General features: G+C 56.6%; 17 protein-coding genes. 13 read left to right on the plus strand and 4 right to left on the minus strand.

Annotated elements, in window-relative coordinates; genetic code table 11:
- Positions 1 to 104: 104 nt before the first annotated feature.
- From gap to SLIT_RS00100, 5 genes are all read left to right on the plus strand, one after another.
- Entirely contained in the window at positions 105 to 1,106 is a 1,002-nt protein-coding gene (gene gap, locus SLIT_RS00080) for a type I glyceraldehyde-3-phosphate dehydrogenase (RefSeq protein ID WP_013028156.1), read from the plus strand.
- Positions 1,107 to 1,172: 66 nt separating this feature from the next.
- The gene (locus SLIT_RS00085) at positions 1,173 to 2,354 is read left to right on the plus strand and encodes a phosphoglycerate kinase (RefSeq protein ID WP_013028157.1); all 1,182 of its coding nucleotides are present in this window, start codon (positions 1,173 to 1,175) and stop codon (positions 2,352 to 2,354) included.
- A 15-nt stretch (positions 2,355 to 2,369) separates the two neighbouring features.
- Entirely contained in the window at positions 2,370 to 3,809 is a 1,440-nt protein-coding gene (pyk, locus tag SLIT_RS00090; RefSeq protein ID WP_013028158.1) for a pyruvate kinase, read from the plus strand.
- Positions 3,810 to 3,859: 50 nt separating this feature from the next.
- Positions 3,860 to 4,924: a class II fructose-bisphosphate aldolase gene (gene fba / locus SLIT_RS00095; RefSeq protein WP_013028159.1), complete on the plus strand. Its 1,065-nt coding sequence runs from the start codon at positions 3,860 to 3,862 to the stop codon at positions 4,922 to 4,924.
- A gap of 298 nt (positions 4,925 to 5,222) precedes the next feature.
- Positions 5,223 to 5,576, plus strand: a complete 354-nt coding sequence (locus tag SLIT_RS00100; protein ID WP_013028160.1) for a c-type cytochrome — start codon at positions 5,223 to 5,225, stop codon at positions 5,574 to 5,576.
- A gap of 46 nt (positions 5,577 to 5,622) precedes the next feature.
- On the opposite strand, the gene SLIT_RS00105 is transcribed toward SLIT_RS00100, so the two are convergent.
- Together SLIT_RS00105 and SLIT_RS00110 are read right to left on the minus strand one after the other, a co-directional pair.
- A complete protein-coding gene (locus SLIT_RS00105; RefSeq protein WP_223293806.1) occupies positions 5,623 to 6,498 on the minus strand; it encodes a DMT family transporter in 876 nt (291 codons plus the stop codon).
- A gap of 171 nt (positions 6,499 to 6,669) precedes the next feature.
- Positions 6,670 to 7,599 carry a LysR family transcriptional regulator gene (locus tag SLIT_RS00110; protein ID WP_013028162.1) on the minus strand — a complete coding sequence of 310 codons (930 nt, stop codon included), beginning with the start codon at positions 7,597 to 7,599 and terminating at the stop codon, positions 6,670 to 6,672.
- 128 nt (positions 7,600 to 7,727) lie between these two features.
- Here SLIT_RS00110 and SLIT_RS00115 point away from each other — a divergent pair, with 128 nt between their 5' ends.
- The 7 genes from SLIT_RS00115 (at position 7,728) to SLIT_RS00145 (ending at position 15,374) form a co-directional block, all read left to right on the plus strand.
- The gene (locus SLIT_RS00115) at positions 7,728 to 9,107 is read left to right on the plus strand and encodes a ribulose-bisphosphate carboxylase (protein ID WP_013028163.1); all 1,380 of its coding nucleotides are present in this window, start codon (positions 7,728 to 7,730) and stop codon (positions 9,105 to 9,107) included.
- A 108-nt stretch (positions 9,108 to 9,215) separates the two neighbouring features.
- On the plus strand, positions 9,216 to 10,019 hold the full coding sequence (locus SLIT_RS00120) for a CbbQ/NirQ/NorQ/GpvN family protein (protein ID WP_013028164.1): 804 nt from the start codon (positions 9,216 to 9,218) through the stop codon (positions 10,017 to 10,019).
- A gap of 4 nt (positions 10,020 to 10,023) precedes the next feature.
- On the plus strand, positions 10,024 to 12,288 hold the full coding sequence (locus tag SLIT_RS00125) for a nitric oxide reductase activation protein NorD (protein ID WP_013028165.1): 2,265 nt from the start codon (positions 10,024 to 10,026) through the stop codon (positions 12,286 to 12,288).
- A gap of 68 nt (positions 12,289 to 12,356) precedes the next feature.
- Positions 12,357 to 13,358, plus strand: coding sequence for a class 1 fructose-bisphosphatase (locus SLIT_RS00130; protein WP_013028166.1), 1,002 nt, complete (start codon positions 12,357 to 12,359; stop codon positions 13,356 to 13,358).
- Between the two features lie 3 nt (positions 13,359 to 13,361).
- Positions 13,362 to 13,856: a 5-(carboxyamino)imidazole ribonucleotide mutase gene (gene purE, locus SLIT_RS00135; RefSeq protein ID WP_013028167.1), complete on the plus strand. Its 495-nt coding sequence runs from the start codon at positions 13,362 to 13,364 to the stop codon at positions 13,854 to 13,856.
- Position 13,857: 1 nt separating this feature from the next.
- Entirely contained in the window at positions 13,858 to 14,742 is an 885-nt protein-coding gene (locus SLIT_RS00140) for a phosphoribosylaminoimidazolesuccinocarboxamide synthase (RefSeq protein ID WP_013028168.1), read from the plus strand.
- Entirely contained in the window at positions 14,739 to 15,374 is a 636-nt protein-coding gene (locus SLIT_RS00145; protein ID WP_013028169.1) for a carbonic anhydrase, read from the plus strand. Before SLIT_RS00140 ends, SLIT_RS00145 begins: the two co-directional genes overlap by 4 nt.
- Here SLIT_RS00145 and SLIT_RS00150 read toward each other — a convergent pair whose 3' ends face one another.
- Complete coding sequence (locus SLIT_RS00150) at positions 15,375 to 15,995, minus strand: DUF4124 domain-containing protein (RefSeq protein WP_013028170.1); 621 nt, start codon at positions 15,993 to 15,995, stop codon at positions 15,375 to 15,377.
- The gene (pyrE, locus tag SLIT_RS00155) at positions 15,992 to 16,636 is read right to left on the minus strand and encodes an orotate phosphoribosyltransferase (RefSeq protein WP_013028171.1); all 645 of its coding nucleotides are present in this window, start codon (positions 16,634 to 16,636) and stop codon (positions 15,992 to 15,994) included. Before pyrE ends, SLIT_RS00150 begins: the two co-directional genes overlap by 4 nt.
- Before the next feature lie 69 nt (positions 16,637 to 16,705).
- On the opposite strand from pyrE, the gene SLIT_RS00160 reads away from it, so the two are divergent.
- A complete protein-coding gene (locus tag SLIT_RS00160) occupies positions 16,706 to 17,572 on the plus strand; it encodes an exodeoxyribonuclease III (protein WP_013028172.1) in 867 nt (288 codons plus the stop codon).
- Positions 17,573 to 17,588: the final 16 nt, after the last annotated feature.

A 17,588-nucleotide genomic window follows, 5' to 3' on the forward strand; every position in this document is an offset into this window, starting at 1 on the left:
AACCGGATTTGGCTGGGTCATAGGGAATGACTCCAGTAATTGCTGAATCCGGGAAAGACTGTCACGCGCACAAATGATTTTTAATAAGTGATAGGGAGATATTTATGACAATCAAAGTTGGTATCAATGGATTCGGGCGTATCGGTCGCATGGTGTTCCGTGCGGCAACGAAGGACTTCCCGGAAATCGAGGTCGTCGCCATCAACGATTTGCTGGAGCCGGATTATCTGGCCTACATGCTGAAGCACGATTCAGTACATGGTCGTTTCCAGGGTGATGTGTCTGTCAGCGGCAACAATCTGGTTGTCAACGGCAAGACCATCCGTTTGACCGCCGAAAAGGATCCTACCAATCTGAAGTGGAACGAAGTTGGTGCCGACATCGTGATCGAATGTACCGGCTTCTTCCTGGATGATGCGAGCTGCCAGAAACATATCGCTGCAGGCGCCAAGAAGGTGGTGATGTCTGCTCCTTGCAAGGATACAACCCCGATGTTCGTGTACGGTGTGAACCACGACACCTACAAGGGCGAGAAGATCGTTTCCGCTGCGTCTTGTACTACCAATGCATTGGCGCCGGTTGCCAAAGTGTTGAACGACACCTTCGGTATCAAGCGCGGCCTGATGACCACGGTGCATGCCGCAACTGCGACACAAAAGACTGTTGACGGCCCGTCCAACAAAGACTGGCGCGGTGGCCGCGGCATCCTGGAAAACATCATTCCCTCCTCCACTGGCGCAGCCAAGGCCGTGGGCGTGGTGATTCCCGCATTGAACAAGAAGCTGACCGGCATGGCATTCCGCGTGCCCACCTCCGATGTGTCCGTAGTTGATCTGACGGTCGAACTGAACAAGGAAGCGACCTACGACGACATCTGCAAGGCAATGAAGGCTGCTTCGGAGAGCGGTCCGCTGAAGGGCGTGCTGGGCTATACCAACGATAAGGTGGTTTCTACCGACTTCCGCGGTTGCGTCAATCCGTCGATATTCGATGCTGATGCCGGCATTGCGCTGGATCCGACCTTTGTCAAGGTTGTGGCATGGTACGACAACGAATACGGCTATACCTGCAACCTGATGCGCCTGGTTGGCCACATCGCCAAGTAATCTGCTCCGATGAAGGGCTGGCTGGTGCCAGCCCTTTTCGCTTTAGTCTGCAACAAAGGAAAAAACATGTCCGTTATCAAAATGACCGATCTGGCACTGAAAGGTAAACGTGTCCTGATCCGCTCCGATCTCAATGTGCCCGTCAAGGACGGCAAAGTGACTTCCGATGCGCGTATCACCGCTTCGATGGCAACGATCAACCATGCGCTGAAAGCCGGCGCAAAAGTGATGGTGACTTCCCACCTGGGCCGTCCTGAAGAAGGCGTCTTCTCGGAAGAGAATTCGCTCAAGCCTGTGGCCGACACCATCGCCAACAAGCTGGGAAAACCCGTACGCCTGATTCGTGACTGGATCGACGGCGGCTTCAACGTCGCCGAAGGCGAACTGGTGCTGCTGGAGAATTGCCGCTTTAACAAGGGCGAGAAGAAGAACAACGACGAACTGTCGGAGAAATACGCCGCTCTCTGCGACGTGTTCGTGATGGACGCATTCGGTACCGCGCACCGCGCCGAAGCTTCGACGCACGGCGTGGCGAAATTCGCTCCTGTGGCTGCGGCAGGCATCCTGTTGACCGAAGAACTGGAAGCCCTGAGCAAGGCGCTGCTGAGTCCCGCACGCCCTATGGTCGCCATCGTCGGCGGCTCCAAAGTCTCCACCAAACTGACCGTGCTGGAATCGCTGTCCGAGAAGTGCGAACAACTGGTGGTTGGTGGCGGTATCGCCAACACTTTCCTCAAGGCCGTTGGCAACAACGTCGGCAAATCCTTGTGCGAAGATGACCTGGTTCCGACCGCGCAGGCGCTGATCGAAAAAATGAAACAACGTGGCGCCAACATTCCCATCGCTGTGGACGTGGTGGTCGGCAAGAAATTTGATGCCAACGAACCCGCAGTTTTGAAAAATGCAGGCGATGTAGCCGACGACGACATGATCTTCGATATCGGTCCAAAATCAGCACAGGAACTGGCAGATATCATCATGAAGGCAGGCACGGTTGTCTGGAACGGCCCGGTCGGCGTGTTCGAATTCGACCAGTTCGGCGAAGGTACCAAGACCATCGCCAAGGCAATTGCCGAAACCAGTGCCTTTACCCTGGCTGGCGGCGGCGACACTATTGCGGCGATACAGAAGTACGACATCTATGACAAGGTGTCTTACATCTCCACTGCAGGCGGTGCGTTCCTGGAATTCCTCGAAGGCAAGACTTTGCCTGCAGTGGAGATTCTGGAGCAGCGTGCCAGACAATAACCAACTAGGAATTACATGCTGCGCAGAACAAAAATAGTAGCAACACTGGGGCCCGCATCCAGCGACCAAAAGGTACTGGAAAACATGATACGTGCGGGAGTGGATGTAGTACGAATGAACTTCTCGCACGGTACGGCCCAGGACCATATGGGGCGCGCCGAGAAGGTGCGCGCTGCAGCGAAGGCTGCAGGGCGTACCATCGGTATCCTGGCAGATCTGCAAGGCCCGAAGATCCGCGTGCGCAAATTCGAAAACGACAAGATCGTCTTGAACAAGGGCGACGCCTTCATTCTCGATGCTTCGCTCGATGGCTTGGGCAATCAGCAGCGTGTCGGGCTGGACTATAAAGAACTGCCCAATGATGTGGATATTGGCACGGTATTGCTGCTCAACGACGGCATGCTCGAATTCCACGTCACGGGAGTCAAGGGTCCGGAGGTGCATTGCGTGGTCGTGCGAGGCGGCGTTTTATCCAATAACAAGGGTATCAACCGCAAGGGCGGCGGACTTACTGCACCTGCACTGACAGACAAAGACAAGGAAGACATCAAGACTGCAGCGTTGATCAAGGCGGATTTCCTCGCTGTGTCTTTCCCACGCTCGGCCGACGATATGAAGCTGGCGCGTCAGCTGATGCATGATGCCGGCGGCAAGAGCCTGCTGGTGGCAAAGATCGAGCGAGCAGAAGCCATCCCCGTTTTGGGCGAGATCATCGAAGCTTCCGATGCCATCATGGTGGCGCGCGGCGACCTGTCGGTTGAGGTCGGCGATGCTGCCGTGCCGGGACTGCAGAAGAAGATGATCAAGATGGCACGCGCCAGGAACAAGCTGGTCATCACCGCTACCCAAATGATGGAATCCATGATTACCAATCCGATACCTACTCGTGCGGAAGTGTCGGATGTTGCGAATGCAGTACTGGATGGGACAGATGCTGTGATGCTGTCGGCGGAAACTGCGGTGGGCGACTATCCGGTGGAGACCATCGAGGCAATGGCGAGAATCTGTATCAACGCCGAAGTCGAAACGGAAGATGGCGCGTCGGATCGCCGTCTGGATCACAGCAAATTCTCGCGTATCGACCAGTCTATCGCCATGTCTGCCTTGTATGCTGCCTCGCATTTCAAGGTGAAGGCGATCGTTGCATTGACACAATCCGGCTCGACCGCATTGTGGATGTCGCGCATCAACGGGGATACGCCGATCTATGCGATGACGCCGGTGGAAGCAACCTTGAGCAAAGTCACCCTGTTCAGCGGCGTACATCCCATCGCATTCAGGATAGAATCCAAGGACTATTCCGTGACGTTGCATCAAGCGGAAGATGAATTGGTACGCTTGGGCATGGTGAAAGATGGTGACCTGATGGTAATGACTGTCGGCGAAGCGATAGGCAAGGCCGGACATACCAATACCATGAAGATCGTGCGCGTGGGCGACCACCGCAAGAGCTAAGCAGACTCAAGAACTGCGAACGTTTTCGAAATTATTATTAGGAGAATAAAATGGCACTCGTATCCTTACGTCAACTACTCGACCATGCGGCAGAGAACAGCTATGGCCTGCCCGCTTTCAACGTCAATAACCTGGAGCAAGTCAAAGCGATCATGGAAGCGGCTGACGAATGCAACAGCCCCGTGATCATGCAAGGCTCTGCCGGCGCACGAAAGTATGCGGGTGAACCGTTCCTGCGCCATCTGATCGAAGCGGCCGTGGAAATGTTTCCGCACATCCCTGTCGTCATGCACCAGGACCATGGCGCATCTCCGGCAATCTGCATCAACGCCATCAAGTCCGGTTTCTCCAGCGTAATGATGGACGGCTCGTTGATGACCGACGGCAAGACACCTGCGACCTTCGAGTACAACGTCAACGTTACCCGCAGCGTCGTTGAGATGTCGCATGCAGTTGGCGTTTCCGTTGAAGGCGAACTGGGCTGCCTGGGTTCTCTCGAATCCGGCCACGGCGAAAAGGAAGACGGTCACGGCGCGGAGGGCGTGCTGAGCCACGACCAATTGTTGACCGATCCGAACGAAGCTGCAGAATTCGTGAAACTGACCCAGGTGGACGCCTTGGCGATCGCCATCGGTACATCGCATGGTGCTTACAAGTTCACCAAGCCGCCCACAGGCGACACTCTGGCGATCAGCCGCATCAAGGAGATCCATGCCCGCATTCCCAACACCCACCTTGTGATGCACGGCTCTTCCAGCGTGCCGCAGGAGTGGCTGGAGATCATCAACCAGTTCGGTGGCGCGATGCCGCAGACCTACGGCGTTCCGGTCGAAGAGATCGTCGAAGGCATCCGGCACGGCGTACGCAAGGTGAACATCGACACCGACCTGCGCATGGCGTCCACCGGCGCGACTCGCCGTTATCTCGCGCAGAATCCCAAGGATTTCGATCCTCGCAAGTTCCTGGCCGAAACCACCAAGGCTATGAAGGCGATCTGCAAGGCACGCTATGAGGCCTTCGGTTCTGCCGGACAGGCCGGCAAGATCAAGCCGATCTCGCTGGACGCGATGGCAACCCGTTATTCCAAGGGTGAACTGAACGCGATCGTCAAATAATCCGCAGCAAGTGAAACTTTCAAAAGGCGGCCCTTGGGCCGCTTTTTGTTTGGCTGATGGCAGGCAATATTGCGCTTTGGGCAAACCAGGGCTGATCGATCAACGTGACAACCCACAAATTATTGACATTCGCTTGACCACTTCTTAACATTTTCTTGATGTTCTGGTACATTTGCAGTGCGGACTAGTTGTATGGACACAACGTGCCGTGCAATTTGAAGAAGAGCGGCCACTTAGCTATAGGTGGGAAGTTAGAGGGGAATATCCTTCACAATTAAATTAATGATTAGGGGAAACAATGAAATCGATTATCGTCAGCATGACAGCAGCAGCAGGTTTGATGGTTGCAGGTAGCACAATGGCAGCCGACATGCCGGAACTGGCCAAGAAAAACAACTGCATTGCCTGTCACGCAATGGACAAGAAGCTGGTCGGACCAGCATTCATGGACGTATCCAAGAAGTACAAGGGTGCTACCACCTACACATTCAAGGGCAAAGAATATCCACTGGTTGAAGGCCTGGTGATGAAGGTATCCCAAGGTGGTTCGGGAAATTGGGGTTCGATGGCCATGACTCCAAACGATCCTGCTGGCAAGAAACAAGACCAGATCAAGGAGTTGGTTGAGTTTGTAGTGGGTCTCGCCAAGTAAGTTAGTATCAGATTTAAAAAAGCCGGCAAACGCCGGCTTTTTTTCTTTATAGAGATTGCTTCGTTTTGTTGCGTTTGCTGGCAGCCCAACCCAGCAAGGACAGCAACGCCAAGCCTCCGCCAATAAGGAGGATGCCAGCCACTTCGCTGATTCTGAAATCCTCGCCCAAAGCCAGGCGGGAGGAAACGATCGCCACCACGGGAGTGCCAAGGACAGAGAGGCTGGCTTCCCAGGCAGGCACACGGTCAAGCAGGGTTATCCACAATAACCAGCACATTGCCGTGCTGATGATGGCCATGAAGGCAAGAATGCCGACATAAGCCAACGACCAGTCTGTGGCTTGCTCAGGGATAATCAACGCCAACAGCACCAGTGGCACGGCACCCAGTATCATTTGCCAGGCGGTAAGGGAGAACAGATCGACCTGCTGCGTGGAGCGAAGACGTTTGACGAGGATAGTACCGACAGCCCAGCACAGCGCGGCCAATAGCCCAAGCAGTTTGCTGAACAGGCTGCTGTGCATATTCCATGGCTCAATGATCAGCAGTAGCCCTGCCAATGTACTTATCGCTGCCAACCACTGAGTACCCCGGATGCGCTCACCCAGGATTGGCCAGGCCAATAGCAGCGTCCAGATCGGCATAGTGAAGATCAATACGGCGGTCTTGCCAGGGCCACCCTCCACCAGGGCCCAGGTCTGAAACAACATGAAACCGGTTACTTGCGCCAAACCAATAGCCAGCGTTTGCCTGGGAGCAACCAATTCAAGAGGCCGCCCAATGAATTTGATAGCGATGAACAGGGCCAGTGCGCCACCTACGCAACGCTCAGCCGCGAAAGCGAACGGAGGCGCGTAAGCCAATGCTTGCTTGGCTACTACCCACGTATATCCCCAGGTAACGGAAAGCACGAACAGACCCAAAGGGATCAACCAGCGTTCACGGGGAAAAGAGTAGGGCATTGACTGACAAAACAAGGAACACGATCGCGCATTCTACTCCACGTAGCGAAACCAATCGGGGCTGCGATCAGCGTAGAACAAAATGAAGCAAATTAAGAAACAGAAGAAATATATTGACGACTTGCAGAGTGTTTAAGGAGCCATTGGGGAGGCATTGTCCTGCGACATCATATTTTCAGATTCTTCCAGCAGGAAGCGTTTGAACTCCAGTGCCGAAGTGGAAAGCCTCTTGTTCTTGCGATGGACGATGTACCAGTGTCGTACGATGGGGAAGCGTTCGACATCAAGCACAACAAGACGTCTGGTTTCCAATTCCAGCTCGATACCGTGACGCGAGATAATCCCAATTCCCATGCCTGCCTGCACCGATTGCTTGATGGCTTCATTGGTGTCCATCTCCATATGTGCAGGCAGGGCAAGCTTGTGACTTGCAAAAAATCGCTCAACAACACCGCGCGTCCCAGAACCCTGTTCACGCAACAGAAAAACCTCATTTGCCAATTGTCTGGGTTTGATGTTGTGGGCTTGCGCAAGCGGATGGGCCGGTGCAGCAATCACTACCAATGGATTCAACATGAAAGCCTCGGCTCGCATGTCGGTGCCATCGGGAGGCTGGCCCATAATGGCAAGATCGGCAATGTTTTCAGAAAGCTGCCTGATAACGGCATCGCGGTTGGCAACCGAAAGGCCGACCTGGATCTTGGGGTGCGACTGAATGAACTTGGCCAGCAGTTGCGGCATGAAATAATTGGCCGTGCTGACCACTGAAATATTGAGGGTCCCCCGCTCAACCCCTTTCATCTCATCGAAAACGGACTCCATTTCCCCCATGATTTGCAATATGGAACGTGCATAGTGCAACAGTTCACGGCCTGCCTCAGTCAAGAACAGTTTTTTGCCTACTTGCTCGAACAGCGGAAGTCCGATGGCAGTTTCGGTTTGCTTGATCTGCATTGAAACAGCCGGTTGTGTAAGAAAAAGCTCAGCCGCAGCCCGAGAATGATTGAGATGACGGGCGACACTTTCAAAAACCTGCAATTGGCGAAGAGAAATTGGCAGCATGAGCTATATATACCATAAATTTTACTTATGATTCACATAAACATAATTGACTGTTATTTATGGTAGTCGAGGGTATAGTTCGCTTCGCTGCAATTTAAGACCGAATTCAAATCAAACAGGAGAAACAGATGGATCAGTCCAATCGTTATTCAAACCTTGATCTCAAGGAAGCAGACCTGATCAAGGGTGGCAAACATATTCTGGTTGCCTACAAGATGAAGCCCAAGGATGGGCATGGATACCTGGAAGCGGCAGCACACTTTGCAGCCGAGTCCTCTACCGGTACCAACGTGGAAGTTTCCACCACCGACGACTTCACCAAGGGAGTGGATGCGCTGGTGTACTACATCGACGAAGCCACCGAAGATATGCGCATCGCCTATCCGCTGGAACTGTTCGACCGCAACGTCACCGATGGTCGCTTCATGCTGGTTTCTTTCCTGACGCTGGCGATCGGTAACAACCAGGGCATGGGCGATATCGAACATGCCAAGATGGTCGACTTCTATATGCCGGAGCGCGCGATCCAGATGTTCGACGGCCCTGCTACCGACATTTCCAACCTGTGGCGTATCCTGGGTCGTCCGATCAAGGACGGCGGCTACATCTCCGGCACCATCATCAAGCCAAAGCTGGGTCTGCGTCCCGAGCCGTTCGCCAAGGCTGCCTACCAGTTCTGGCTGGGTGGCGACTTCATCAAGAACGATGAACCGCAGGGCAACCAGACATTCTGCCCGCTCAAGAAGGTGCTGCCGCTGGTGTACGACGCACTCAAGCGCGCCCAGGACGAAACCGGCCAGGCCAAGCTGTTCTCCATGAACATCACGGCTGACGACCACTATGAAATGTGTGCTCGCGCAGACTATGCGCTGGAAGTGTTCGGTCCGGATGCGGACAAGCTGGCTTTCCTGGTCGACGGCTATGTCGGCGGTCCCGGCATGGTGACCACCGCACGCCGCCAGTACCCCGGCCAATACCTGCACTATCACCGCGCAGGTCACGGCGCCGTGACATCGCCATCGGCAAAGCGCGGTTACACCGCGTTCGTGCTGGCCAAGATGAGCCGTCTGCAGGGTGCTTCCGGCATCCACGTCGGCACCATGGGCTACGGCAAGATGGAAGGCGAAGGCGACGACCGCAACATCGCCTACATGATCGAGCGCGATGAATGCCAAGGTCCGGTCTACTTCCAGAAGTGGTACGGCATGAAGCCGACCACCCCGATCATTTCCGGCGGCATGAACGCGCTGCGCCTGCCGGGCTTCTTCCAGAACCTGGGCCACGGCAACGTGATCAACACGGCTGGTGGCGGATCTTACGGCCACATCGACAGTCCCGCAGCAGGTGCGATCTCCCTGCGCCAGGCTTACGAGTGCTGGAAATCGGGCGCCGATCCGATCCAGTATGCGAAGCAGCACAAGGAATTCGCCCGTGCGTTCGAATCCTTCCCCAAGGATGCGGACAAGCTGTATCCGGGCTGGCGCGAAAAGCTGGGCGTACACAAGTAAGCTTGGCAGTAATGCAGTAAAAATGCGCCCCCACACGATGGGGGCGTTTTTTTCCAGAACCCGGTCCCGTTCGCACTGCACGGGACAGGCCCGAACGAAGGAGTCGCAATGGACAACAAGGAACAGTACAAGGTCCGCAAGGAACCGTTCTACCAGGCACAGCGCAACGAAGTCGCGCTGTATGAAGCGGCCTATGCTGCGCGCCTGCCGGTGATGGTGAAAGGCCCGACCGGTTGCGGCAAGTCGCGTTTCATCGAATACATGGCGTGGAAACTGAACAAGCCGCTGATCACGGTAGCTTGCAACGAGGACATGACTGCAAGCGATCTGGTGGGGAGATACCTGCTCGATGCCGGCGGCACGCGCTGGCTGGACGGCCCGCTGACCACCGCAGCGCGCATCGGCGCGATCTGCTACCTGGACGAGGTGGTCGAGGCACGCCAGGACACCACGGTGGTGATCCATCCGCTGACAGATCACCGCCGCACCCTGCCGCTCGACAAGAAAGGCGAGCTGATCAAGGCGCATCCCGATTTCCAGCTCGTGATCTCGTACAACCCGGGCTACCAGAGCCTGATGAAGGACCTGAAGCAATCCACCAAGCAGCGCTTCACCGCCTTCGAGTTCGATTATCCGGAGGCGAGTGTCGAGGCCGGCATATTGAGCAAGGAAGCGGATATCGACCCGGGCTTGGCCGGGCAACTGGTGAAGATCGGCCAGGCAGCGCGCAACCTCAAGGGGCACGGTCTGGACGAAGGCATCTCCACGCGCCTGCTGGTGTATGCGGCTACCCTGATCAAGGGCGGCGTCGAGCCAAGGGACGCCTGCCGCATGGCACTGGTGCGCCCGATCACCGACGACGCGGACATCCGCGACACGCTGGACCACGCCATCGACACGACCTTTGCATGATGCCATGAGCGTGCAAGCGACCGACATACCGGAAGAGTTGCAGCCCTACTGGAAGGAGCTTGCCTGCGGATTTCCGCGGGTGGCCGAAGTGTTTGCAGACCACATGCAGGCAGCGCTGGCGACACTTTCCGATGCGGGCGTGGAGGCCTATATCGAACAGGCGCGTTTTCTCGGCAGAATGGGACGCGGTGCCGAACCGATCCTGATCTTTCTGGAGGAATGGCCCGACATCGCCGCCATCGTTGGGGAAGAAGCGTTGCCCGACATCATCGCGTTCGTCCGCAAGATGTGGAAATCGCCGAACGGCACGGCCATCGTGCCGTTCCTGCAATCGTTGCCCGCGACCGCGCGGCGTTTGCAAACGCGCGAACTGCTGGCCGAATACCTGGCCATCGCGCTCGACCTGATGGAGCGCACCACCGGATCGGTACACGGCATCCACCAGACCTTTCCCAGCCCCGGCCTGCCGGAGATGTTCAAGCAGGTCCCGGCATTGCTGACGCAGCTGTCGCTGGCCGGCCTCAGGAACTGGGCAGACTACGGTATCCGCTATTACGACGACCATCCGGAACGGCAGAAAGACTATTTCAGCCTGCAATCGGCCGACAGCCGTGCAGTGCTGCAACGCGAGCGGCACGGCACGCTGCTGGTGGACAACGAACGCAAATTGAGCCTGTACCTGCGCGGGTTGTGGCAGGACGACGACATGCTGATCCCCTATTCCAGCATGTACGACGAGCTGCGCAAACCGGTTCCCTACTATGACAAACTGGGTATCCGCCTGCCCGATGTGTACGACGATGCGCAGGGTGTCAGCGGACTCGATCGGTATCGGGCCACGCTCGCCCACATCGCCGGACACCGGCGCTGGACCACCGCCATCATTGCGGACAACCTGAGTCCGTTCCAGCGCATGGCGGCGGAGTTCCTCGAAGACAGCCGGGTGGAATGCCTGGCGATGCGCGAATATCCGGGCTTGCGCCGCCTCTTCAAGGCCTTGCATCCGGTGCCGCAGGAGCAGGCGTGCGATGCGGAAAAGGAATCGACCGTGCGCCACCGCCTGGCGATGCTGTCGCGGGCCATCCTCGATCCGCAACACGAATACCGGAATGCCGCCACCATCGAATTCGTGCTGCGTTTCCATGCCTTGCTGGAAAACGGTGCGGCATCCACCCAGGAGATGGCCGACCTCGGTGTTGCCTTCATCGCGAAGACGCGCCTGAACAGCGATAACTTCGCCAACACGTACTTCAAGGACACGGTGATCGATTACCGCGACGATAACCGCCAGATGTGGAAATTCATTGAGGAAGGCGACGAGGAAGAGGCCTTTGACGAGCCGCGCAAGGTCGAGCCGGGCGAGGAATTGAAGGGCCTGCCGCCGCGCCACTACCACGAATGGGACTATCACAATCAGAGCTATCGCCCCGACTGGGTCAGCGTATACGAGGGACTGCATCCGCAAGGCAACGCTGCAGACATCGATCGCCTGCTCGAAAAGCATGCGGGGCTGGCCAAGCGCCTGAAGAAGATGCTCGACCTGCTGAAGCCCCAGGACAAGGTGCGCATCCGCTATCAGGAAGAAGGCAGCGAGCTCGACCTGGATGTCGCGATCCGCTCGCTCATCGATTACAAGAGCGGGGCGCAACCCGATCCGCGCATCAACATGAGTCACCGCAACGACGGGCGCAACATCGCGGTGATGCTGTTGCTCGACCTGTCGGAATCGCTGAACGAGAAAGCGGCCGGCAGCGACCAGACGATCCTGGAATTGAGCCAGGAAGCAGTGTCGCTGCTGGGCTGGGCGGTGGAAAAACTGGGCGACCCGTTCGCCATCGCGGGCTTCCATTCCAATACGCGGCACGATGTGCGCTTCCTGCACATCAAGGGCTATAGCGAAAAATGGGACGACCAGGTGAAGGGTCGCCTGGCCGCGATGGAGGCAAGCTATTCCACGCGCATGGGCGCCGCGATGCGGCATGCCGCGCATTATCTCGAAAAGCAGCAAGCGGACAAGAAGCTGATGCTGATCCTCACCGATGGGCAACCGTCGGATGTGGACAGCAAGGATGGCGAGTTGCTGATCGCCGATACCCGACAGGCTGTGAAGGAATTGGACCAGCAGGGAATTTACAGCTATTGCATCAATCTTGATCCAAAAGCCGATGAATATGTGGCGGATATATTCGGCAAGCAGTACACCATCATCGACAAGGTGGCACAGCTGCCGGAAAAATTGCCGGAGCTGTTCATTTCCTTGACCAAATAGCCGTAGAGCGCGCTGCGCAAAACCTGTAAAATCCGTTAGTTGAAAAATTTAATCAGAGGAGAGCAGTAATGAGCAAGAGTTTGATCCAGTTCATCATCGAAGAGCAGCGCCATATTCCCAATGCCAGCGGCGATTTCACCGGCCTGCTGAGCGACGTCATTTCCGCCTGCAAGCAGATCGCCCACGACGTGAACAAGGGTGCATTGATCGGTGTGCTGGGCAGCGCGGGCAGCGAGAACGTGCAAGGCGAGACCCAGAAGAAACTGGACATCATCACCAACGAAGTGTTCATCAAGGCCAACGAATGGAGCGGGCACCTGGCAGCGATGGCATCGGAAGAGATGGACGACATCTACCCGATCCCTGCCCAATACCCGCGCGGCAAGTACCTGATCACATTCGACCCGCTGGACGGCTCTTCCAACATCGACGTCAACATCTCCGTCGGCACCATCTTCTCTATCCTGCGCTGCCCGGAAGGCGTGACCAACCCGACCGCTGCAGATTTCATGCAGCCCGGTACCAAGCAAGTCTGCGCCGGCTACGCACTGTACGGCCCGAACACCATGATGGTGATCACCACCGGCCACGGCGTGAACGGCTTCACGCTGGACCGCGACGTCGGCGATTTCTTCCTGACCCATCCGAACATGACCATTCCGGAAGATACGGCGGAATTCGCCATCAACATGTCCAACCAGCGGTACTGGGAAAAGCCTGTGCAGCGCTATGTCGAAGAGTGCGTGAAGGGCAAGGACGGCGGTCGCGAGAAGAACTTCAACATGCGCTGGGTCGCTTCCATGGTGGCAGAAGTGCACCGCATCCTGACCCGCGGCGGCATCTTCATGTATCCGTTCGACACCAAGGATCCGACCAAACCCGGCAAGCTGCGCCTGATGTACGAAGCCAACCCCATGTCATTCATCGTCGAGCAGGCTGGCGGCGCAAGCTCCACAGGCCGCGAGCGCATCATGGAAGTGAAACCCACCGGCCTGCACCAACGCGTGCCGGTCATCCTCGGTTCGAAGAACGAAGTCGAACGCGTGGTGGGTTACCACAAAGGTGCATAAGTCATGACCAGGCCGCTCGTTTCCATCGTGATGGGCAGTTCGAATGACTGGGAGATCATGCAGCAGGCCGCACGTGCCCTGCAGGATTTCGGGGTGACATTCGATGCGCGCGTCATCTCTGCGCATCGTTCGCCCGACCTGTTGTTCGATTACATCAAGGACATGAGCGCGCAGGGTGTGCAATTCTTTATTGCCGGCGCGGGCGGTGCGGCACATCTGGCGGGCGTGATCGCCGGCAAGACCGCATTGCCCGTGCTGGGCGTGCCCATCCCATCCAAGTATCTGAAGGGCATGGACTCGTTGCTGTCCATCGTGCAGATGCCCAAGGGAATCCCGGTCGCCACCTTCGCCATCGGCGAAGCGGGCGCGGCGAATGCGGGTCTGTTTGCCGTCTCCATGCTGGCACTCAACGACAAAGCGTTGGCGCAAAAACTGGCCGACTACCGCAAGAAGCAAGCCGAACAGATCGCTGCAACGACACTGCCGACACTGAGTTGATATGAGCGCACTACACGAATCGAATCTGACCAGCCTGAAATTCCTGCACCGTGGCAAGGTGCGCGATCTGTATGAGGTCGATGCCGACCACTTGCTGATCGTGCAAACCGATCGCTTGTCCGCGTTCGATGTGATCCTGCCTACGCCGATCCCCGGCAAGGGAGAGGTGCTTACGGCGGTATCGAATTTCTGGTTCAAGAAACTTGGTCATATCATACCCAATCACCTGTCCGGCATCGACCCTGAGTCAGTGGTAAAGACCGAAGCGGAAAAGGCACAAGTGCGCGGCCGCGCTTTTGTCACTAAAAAACTCAAGCCATTGCCGATCGAGGCCATCGTGCGCGGCTATCTGGTGGGCTCGGGCTGGAAGGACTACAAAAAGACCGGTGCCGTATGCGGCATCCAGCTGCCGACTGGGCTGCAGGAAGCGCAAAAGTTGCCGCAACCACTGTTCACACCATCTACCAAGGCTGCGGTCGGCGAACATGACGAGAACATCTCGTTCGAAGAAGCCAGGAAATTGCTCGGCGCAGACATGGCCGAACAGGTGAAGAACGCCACCCTGGCGCTCTATATCGAGGCTGCGGATTACGCCTTGACCAAAGGCATCATCATTGCCGACACCAAATTCGAATTCGGTACCGATGCCGCAGGCAAGCTGTATCTGATCGACGAAGCGCTGACACCCGATTCTTCGCGCTTCTGGCCGGCCGACCAATACAAGGTCGGCAGCAATCCACCCAGCTTCGACAAGCAGTTCGTGCGTGACTGGCTGGAATCTTCCGGCTGGAACAAACAGCCGCCCGCACCGCAGGTCCCTGCGGACGTGTTGCATAAGACCGCGGAGAAATACCGCGAAGCACAACGCCTGCTGACGGGTACATGAATACGATCCCGAGCAAGCTGATCGAGGGCTTCCGCCGTTTCAGGGAGCGGCATTTCGAGCGCAACGACAGCCTTTACCAGCAACTGGTCGCGAAAGGCCAGACGCCGAAAACGCTGGTGGTGGCATGTTGCGATTCGCGCGTGGATCCTGCCCTGGTGCTGGATTGCGAACCTGGTGACCTGTTCGTCATCCGCAACGTCGCGAACCTCGTCCCGCCTGTCGAAAGCCGCGCCGGGCATCACGGTACCACGGCGGCCATCGAATACGGCGTGCGCACCCTGGGTGTCGGCCACATCATCGTGTTTGGGCATGCACACTGCGGCGGCATCAATGCCCTGGTGAAGAACGGCGGAGTAAGCAATCCAGACTCGTTCATCGACGACTGGATGTGCCTGGTGGAAAGCGCCCGCAGCGGCGTGATGGCAGAGATGCCCAACGCCACGCTGGAAGAACAAACGCGTGCCTGCGAACAGCGCGCCATCCTGGTCTCGCTGCATAACCTGATGACCTTTTCCTGGGTTAGGGAACGAGTCGAAGCTGGTCAACTCATCCTGCATGGGTGGTACTTCGATATCGAACACGGGCAGTTGCTGCGTTACGATGCAGCCACCCGCGGCTTTATAGCCCTGTGATCACTTGGCGTTCGGATCGACAGCGGGCAAACCCTTCAGTTCGCGGAAATGACGTTTGTCAGCATCGTAACGCGCCTTGACGGCCTCTCTTTCCTTTTGATTGTCCTCGAGACTCTTTTGCAGGTCGGCAACGCGAGCTTCGGCTGCAGTGATGTCATCTGTCAGGGACTGCGGGATCTTCCAGCCCTTCTTGGTTCGATTGTCGCTTTCCTGATGCAGGCTGGTCAGGGAATCCTGGGCAGACTTGATTAATACGGTGTAGCTGTTGATGCGGGCATCGATCTGCAGCAGGTTGCGGTCTCTTGCAAGATCGATCTCTTTATCGGTGGTGTAGCTGTTCAACAATGCTTCGTCATGGCGGCGCGCATCCATCGCGGCTTTATCTTCGGGTGTTTCTTTTTTTGTCGAATTCATTTTGTCCGAGTCGAAAGTCTCCTTGCGATCGGTCAGCCGGCCATGGTCGAGTTGTTTGGTATCCCGATTGGCATACTCAGGAGGGATGGTCTCGCCGTAATGGGTGACCCCCTGGGAATCCACCCACTTGTAGAGCTTGGCCTCGGCATTGAGGCAAAAAACCGCGCAAAATGCGGCACTGGCAAGCAGTAATCTGGATTTGATCATTCTTTGACTCCGTAACAGTCGCGATAGGATTGCACTGCGTGCAGATTCTGCACCAATTCCGCCTGTCCCTGCAAATAACCAAGCAAGTCATCGAGCGAAGCGATGGAAATGACCGGCAGGCCATAATCGCGCCTGACTTCCTGTACCGCGGACAAATCACCCAAACCACGCTCCATGCGATCCAGCGCGATGACGACACCGCAGGGTACGGCACCCGCAGCGCGGATAAGTTCGATGGATTCGCGCACGGAAGTGCCGGCCGAGATCACATCGTCGATGATCAGCACCCTGCCCTGGAGTTTGGCACCGACGGTGTTGCCGCCCTCGCCGTGGTCCTTCGCTTCCTTGCGGTTGAAACAGTAAGGTACGTTGCGGCCTGCTTCGGCCAGGGCGATGGATGTGCCGGCAACCAGTGGAATGCCCTTGTAGGCTGGGCCGAACAGCATGTCGAACTCGACGTTGGAAGCAAGGATGGCTTGGGCATAGAACTGGCAAAGTTCCCGTAACGCAGCGCCATCCTGGAATAGCCCTGAATTGAAGAAATAGGGCGACAGGCGCCCGGCTTTGGTCTGGAACTCGCCAAAACGCAATACCTTCTGGGCGACGGCGAAACGGATGAAACCCTGGCGAAAAGCGTGCATGAAAAGCATGGCAAACAGAATGAAGAGTGCCGCCATTATAATGCCCAGACTTATTCATAGAGAGAATTCATGCGCATCATCACCTTAAACCTCAATGGCATCCGGTCGGCATACAACAAAGGGCTGCTGGAATGGTTCTCCAGGCAGGATGCCGACATCCTGTGTGTGCAGGAGCTCAAGGCTCAAGCAGCCGACATGACAGCGGATATGCTCTCACCACTGGGTTATCACGGTTATTTCCACTATGCCGAAAAAAAGGGCTACAGCGGTGTCGGCATCTACAGCAAACGCAAACCTGACAGCGTGATCGTGGGTCTGGACATTCCCGAGTTCGATGCCGAAGGGCGCTATATCGAAGCGCAGTTCGGCAATCTGAGCGTGGTGTCCCTATACCTGCCTTCCGGATCCAGCGGAGAGGAGCGGCAGGCGGTCAAGTTCAAGTTCATGGAAGCCTTCATGCCTCACCTCCGACAGATGATGGAGAATTCAAAAGTCCCAGTTGTCGGTGAGTCGCGGCTGCTCCCGCAAACGGCTGGCTCCACCAGTAACGTGTCGCAGCCGCACATGGTCCAATTGCAGCGTAGTGGTCGCGACGTCATCGTCTGCGGCGACTGGAATATCGCCCATACCGAAAAAGACCTGAGGAACTGGCGCGGCAACAAGAAGAACTCCGGCTTCCTGCCGGAGGAACGCGCGTGGCTCACCGAACTGTTGGGCGAGGTCGGCTTCGTCGACGTGTTCCGCAAATTGCATCCGGAACTGGAGGCCTACACCTGGTGGTCGAATCGCGGCCAGGCGTGGGCCAAGGACGTCGGCTGGCGCATCGACTACCAGATCGCCACCCCCGGTATGGCCGCAAAGGCAGTATCGACGGGCATCTACAAGGAGCAGCGCTTTTCAGACCATGCCCCGCTGATGGTGGATTACAAAGATTAACAAGGAAAAAATTAGC

This window comes from Sideroxydans lithotrophicus ES-1 (assembly GCF_000025705.1).
In the GTDB taxonomy this organism is placed as follows: domain Bacteria; phylum Pseudomonadota; class Gammaproteobacteria; order Burkholderiales; family Gallionellaceae; genus Sideroxyarcus; species Sideroxyarcus lithotrophicus.

Bases quoted from the DNA above. Each gene is read 5' to 3' on its own strand.
- gap (WP_013028156.1), top strand. From the start codon at position 105: ATGACAATCAAAGTTGGTATCAATGGATTCGGGCGTATCGGTCGCATG.
- SLIT_RS00085 (WP_013028157.1), top strand. From the start codon at position 1,173: ATGTCCGTTATCAAAATGACCGATCTGGCACTGAAAGGTAAACGTGTC.
- pyk (WP_013028158.1), top strand. From the start codon at position 2,370: ATGCTGCGCAGAACAAAAATAGTAGCAACACTGGGGCCCGCATCCAGC.
- fba (WP_013028159.1), top strand. From the start codon at position 3,860: ATGGCACTCGTATCCTTACGTCAACTACTCGACCATGCGGCAGAGAAC.
- SLIT_RS00100 (WP_013028160.1), top strand. From the start codon at position 5,223: ATGAAATCGATTATCGTCAGCATGACAGCAGCAGCAGGTTTGATGGTT.
- SLIT_RS00110 (WP_013028162.1), bottom strand. From the start codon at position 7,599: ATGCTGCCAATTTCTCTTCGCCAATTGCAGGTTTTTGAAAGTGTCGCC.
- SLIT_RS00115 (WP_013028163.1), top strand. From the start codon at position 7,728: ATGGATCAGTCCAATCGTTATTCAAACCTTGATCTCAAGGAAGCAGAC.
- SLIT_RS00120 (WP_013028164.1), top strand. From the start codon at position 9,216: ATGGACAACAAGGAACAGTACAAGGTCCGCAAGGAACCGTTCTACCAG.
- SLIT_RS00125 (WP_013028165.1), top strand. From the start codon at position 10,024: ATGAGCGTGCAAGCGACCGACATACCGGAAGAGTTGCAGCCCTACTGG.
- SLIT_RS00130 (WP_013028166.1), top strand. From the start codon at position 12,357: ATGAGCAAGAGTTTGATCCAGTTCATCATCGAAGAGCAGCGCCATATT.
- purE (WP_013028167.1), top strand. From the start codon at position 13,362: ATGACCAGGCCGCTCGTTTCCATCGTGATGGGCAGTTCGAATGACTGG.
- SLIT_RS00140 (WP_013028168.1), top strand. From the start codon at position 13,858: ATGAGCGCACTACACGAATCGAATCTGACCAGCCTGAAATTCCTGCAC.
- SLIT_RS00145 (WP_013028169.1), top strand. From the start codon at position 14,739: ATGAATACGATCCCGAGCAAGCTGATCGAGGGCTTCCGCCGTTTCAGG.
- SLIT_RS00150 (WP_013028170.1), bottom strand. From the start codon at position 15,995: ATGATCAAATCCAGATTACTGCTTGCCAGTGCCGCATTTTGCGCGGTT.
- pyrE (WP_013028171.1), bottom strand. From the start codon at position 16,636: ATGCACGCTTTTCGCCAGGGTTTCATCCGTTTCGCCGTCGCCCAGAAG.
- SLIT_RS00160 (WP_013028172.1), top strand. From the start codon at position 16,706: ATGCGCATCATCACCTTAAACCTCAATGGCATCCGGTCGGCATACAAC.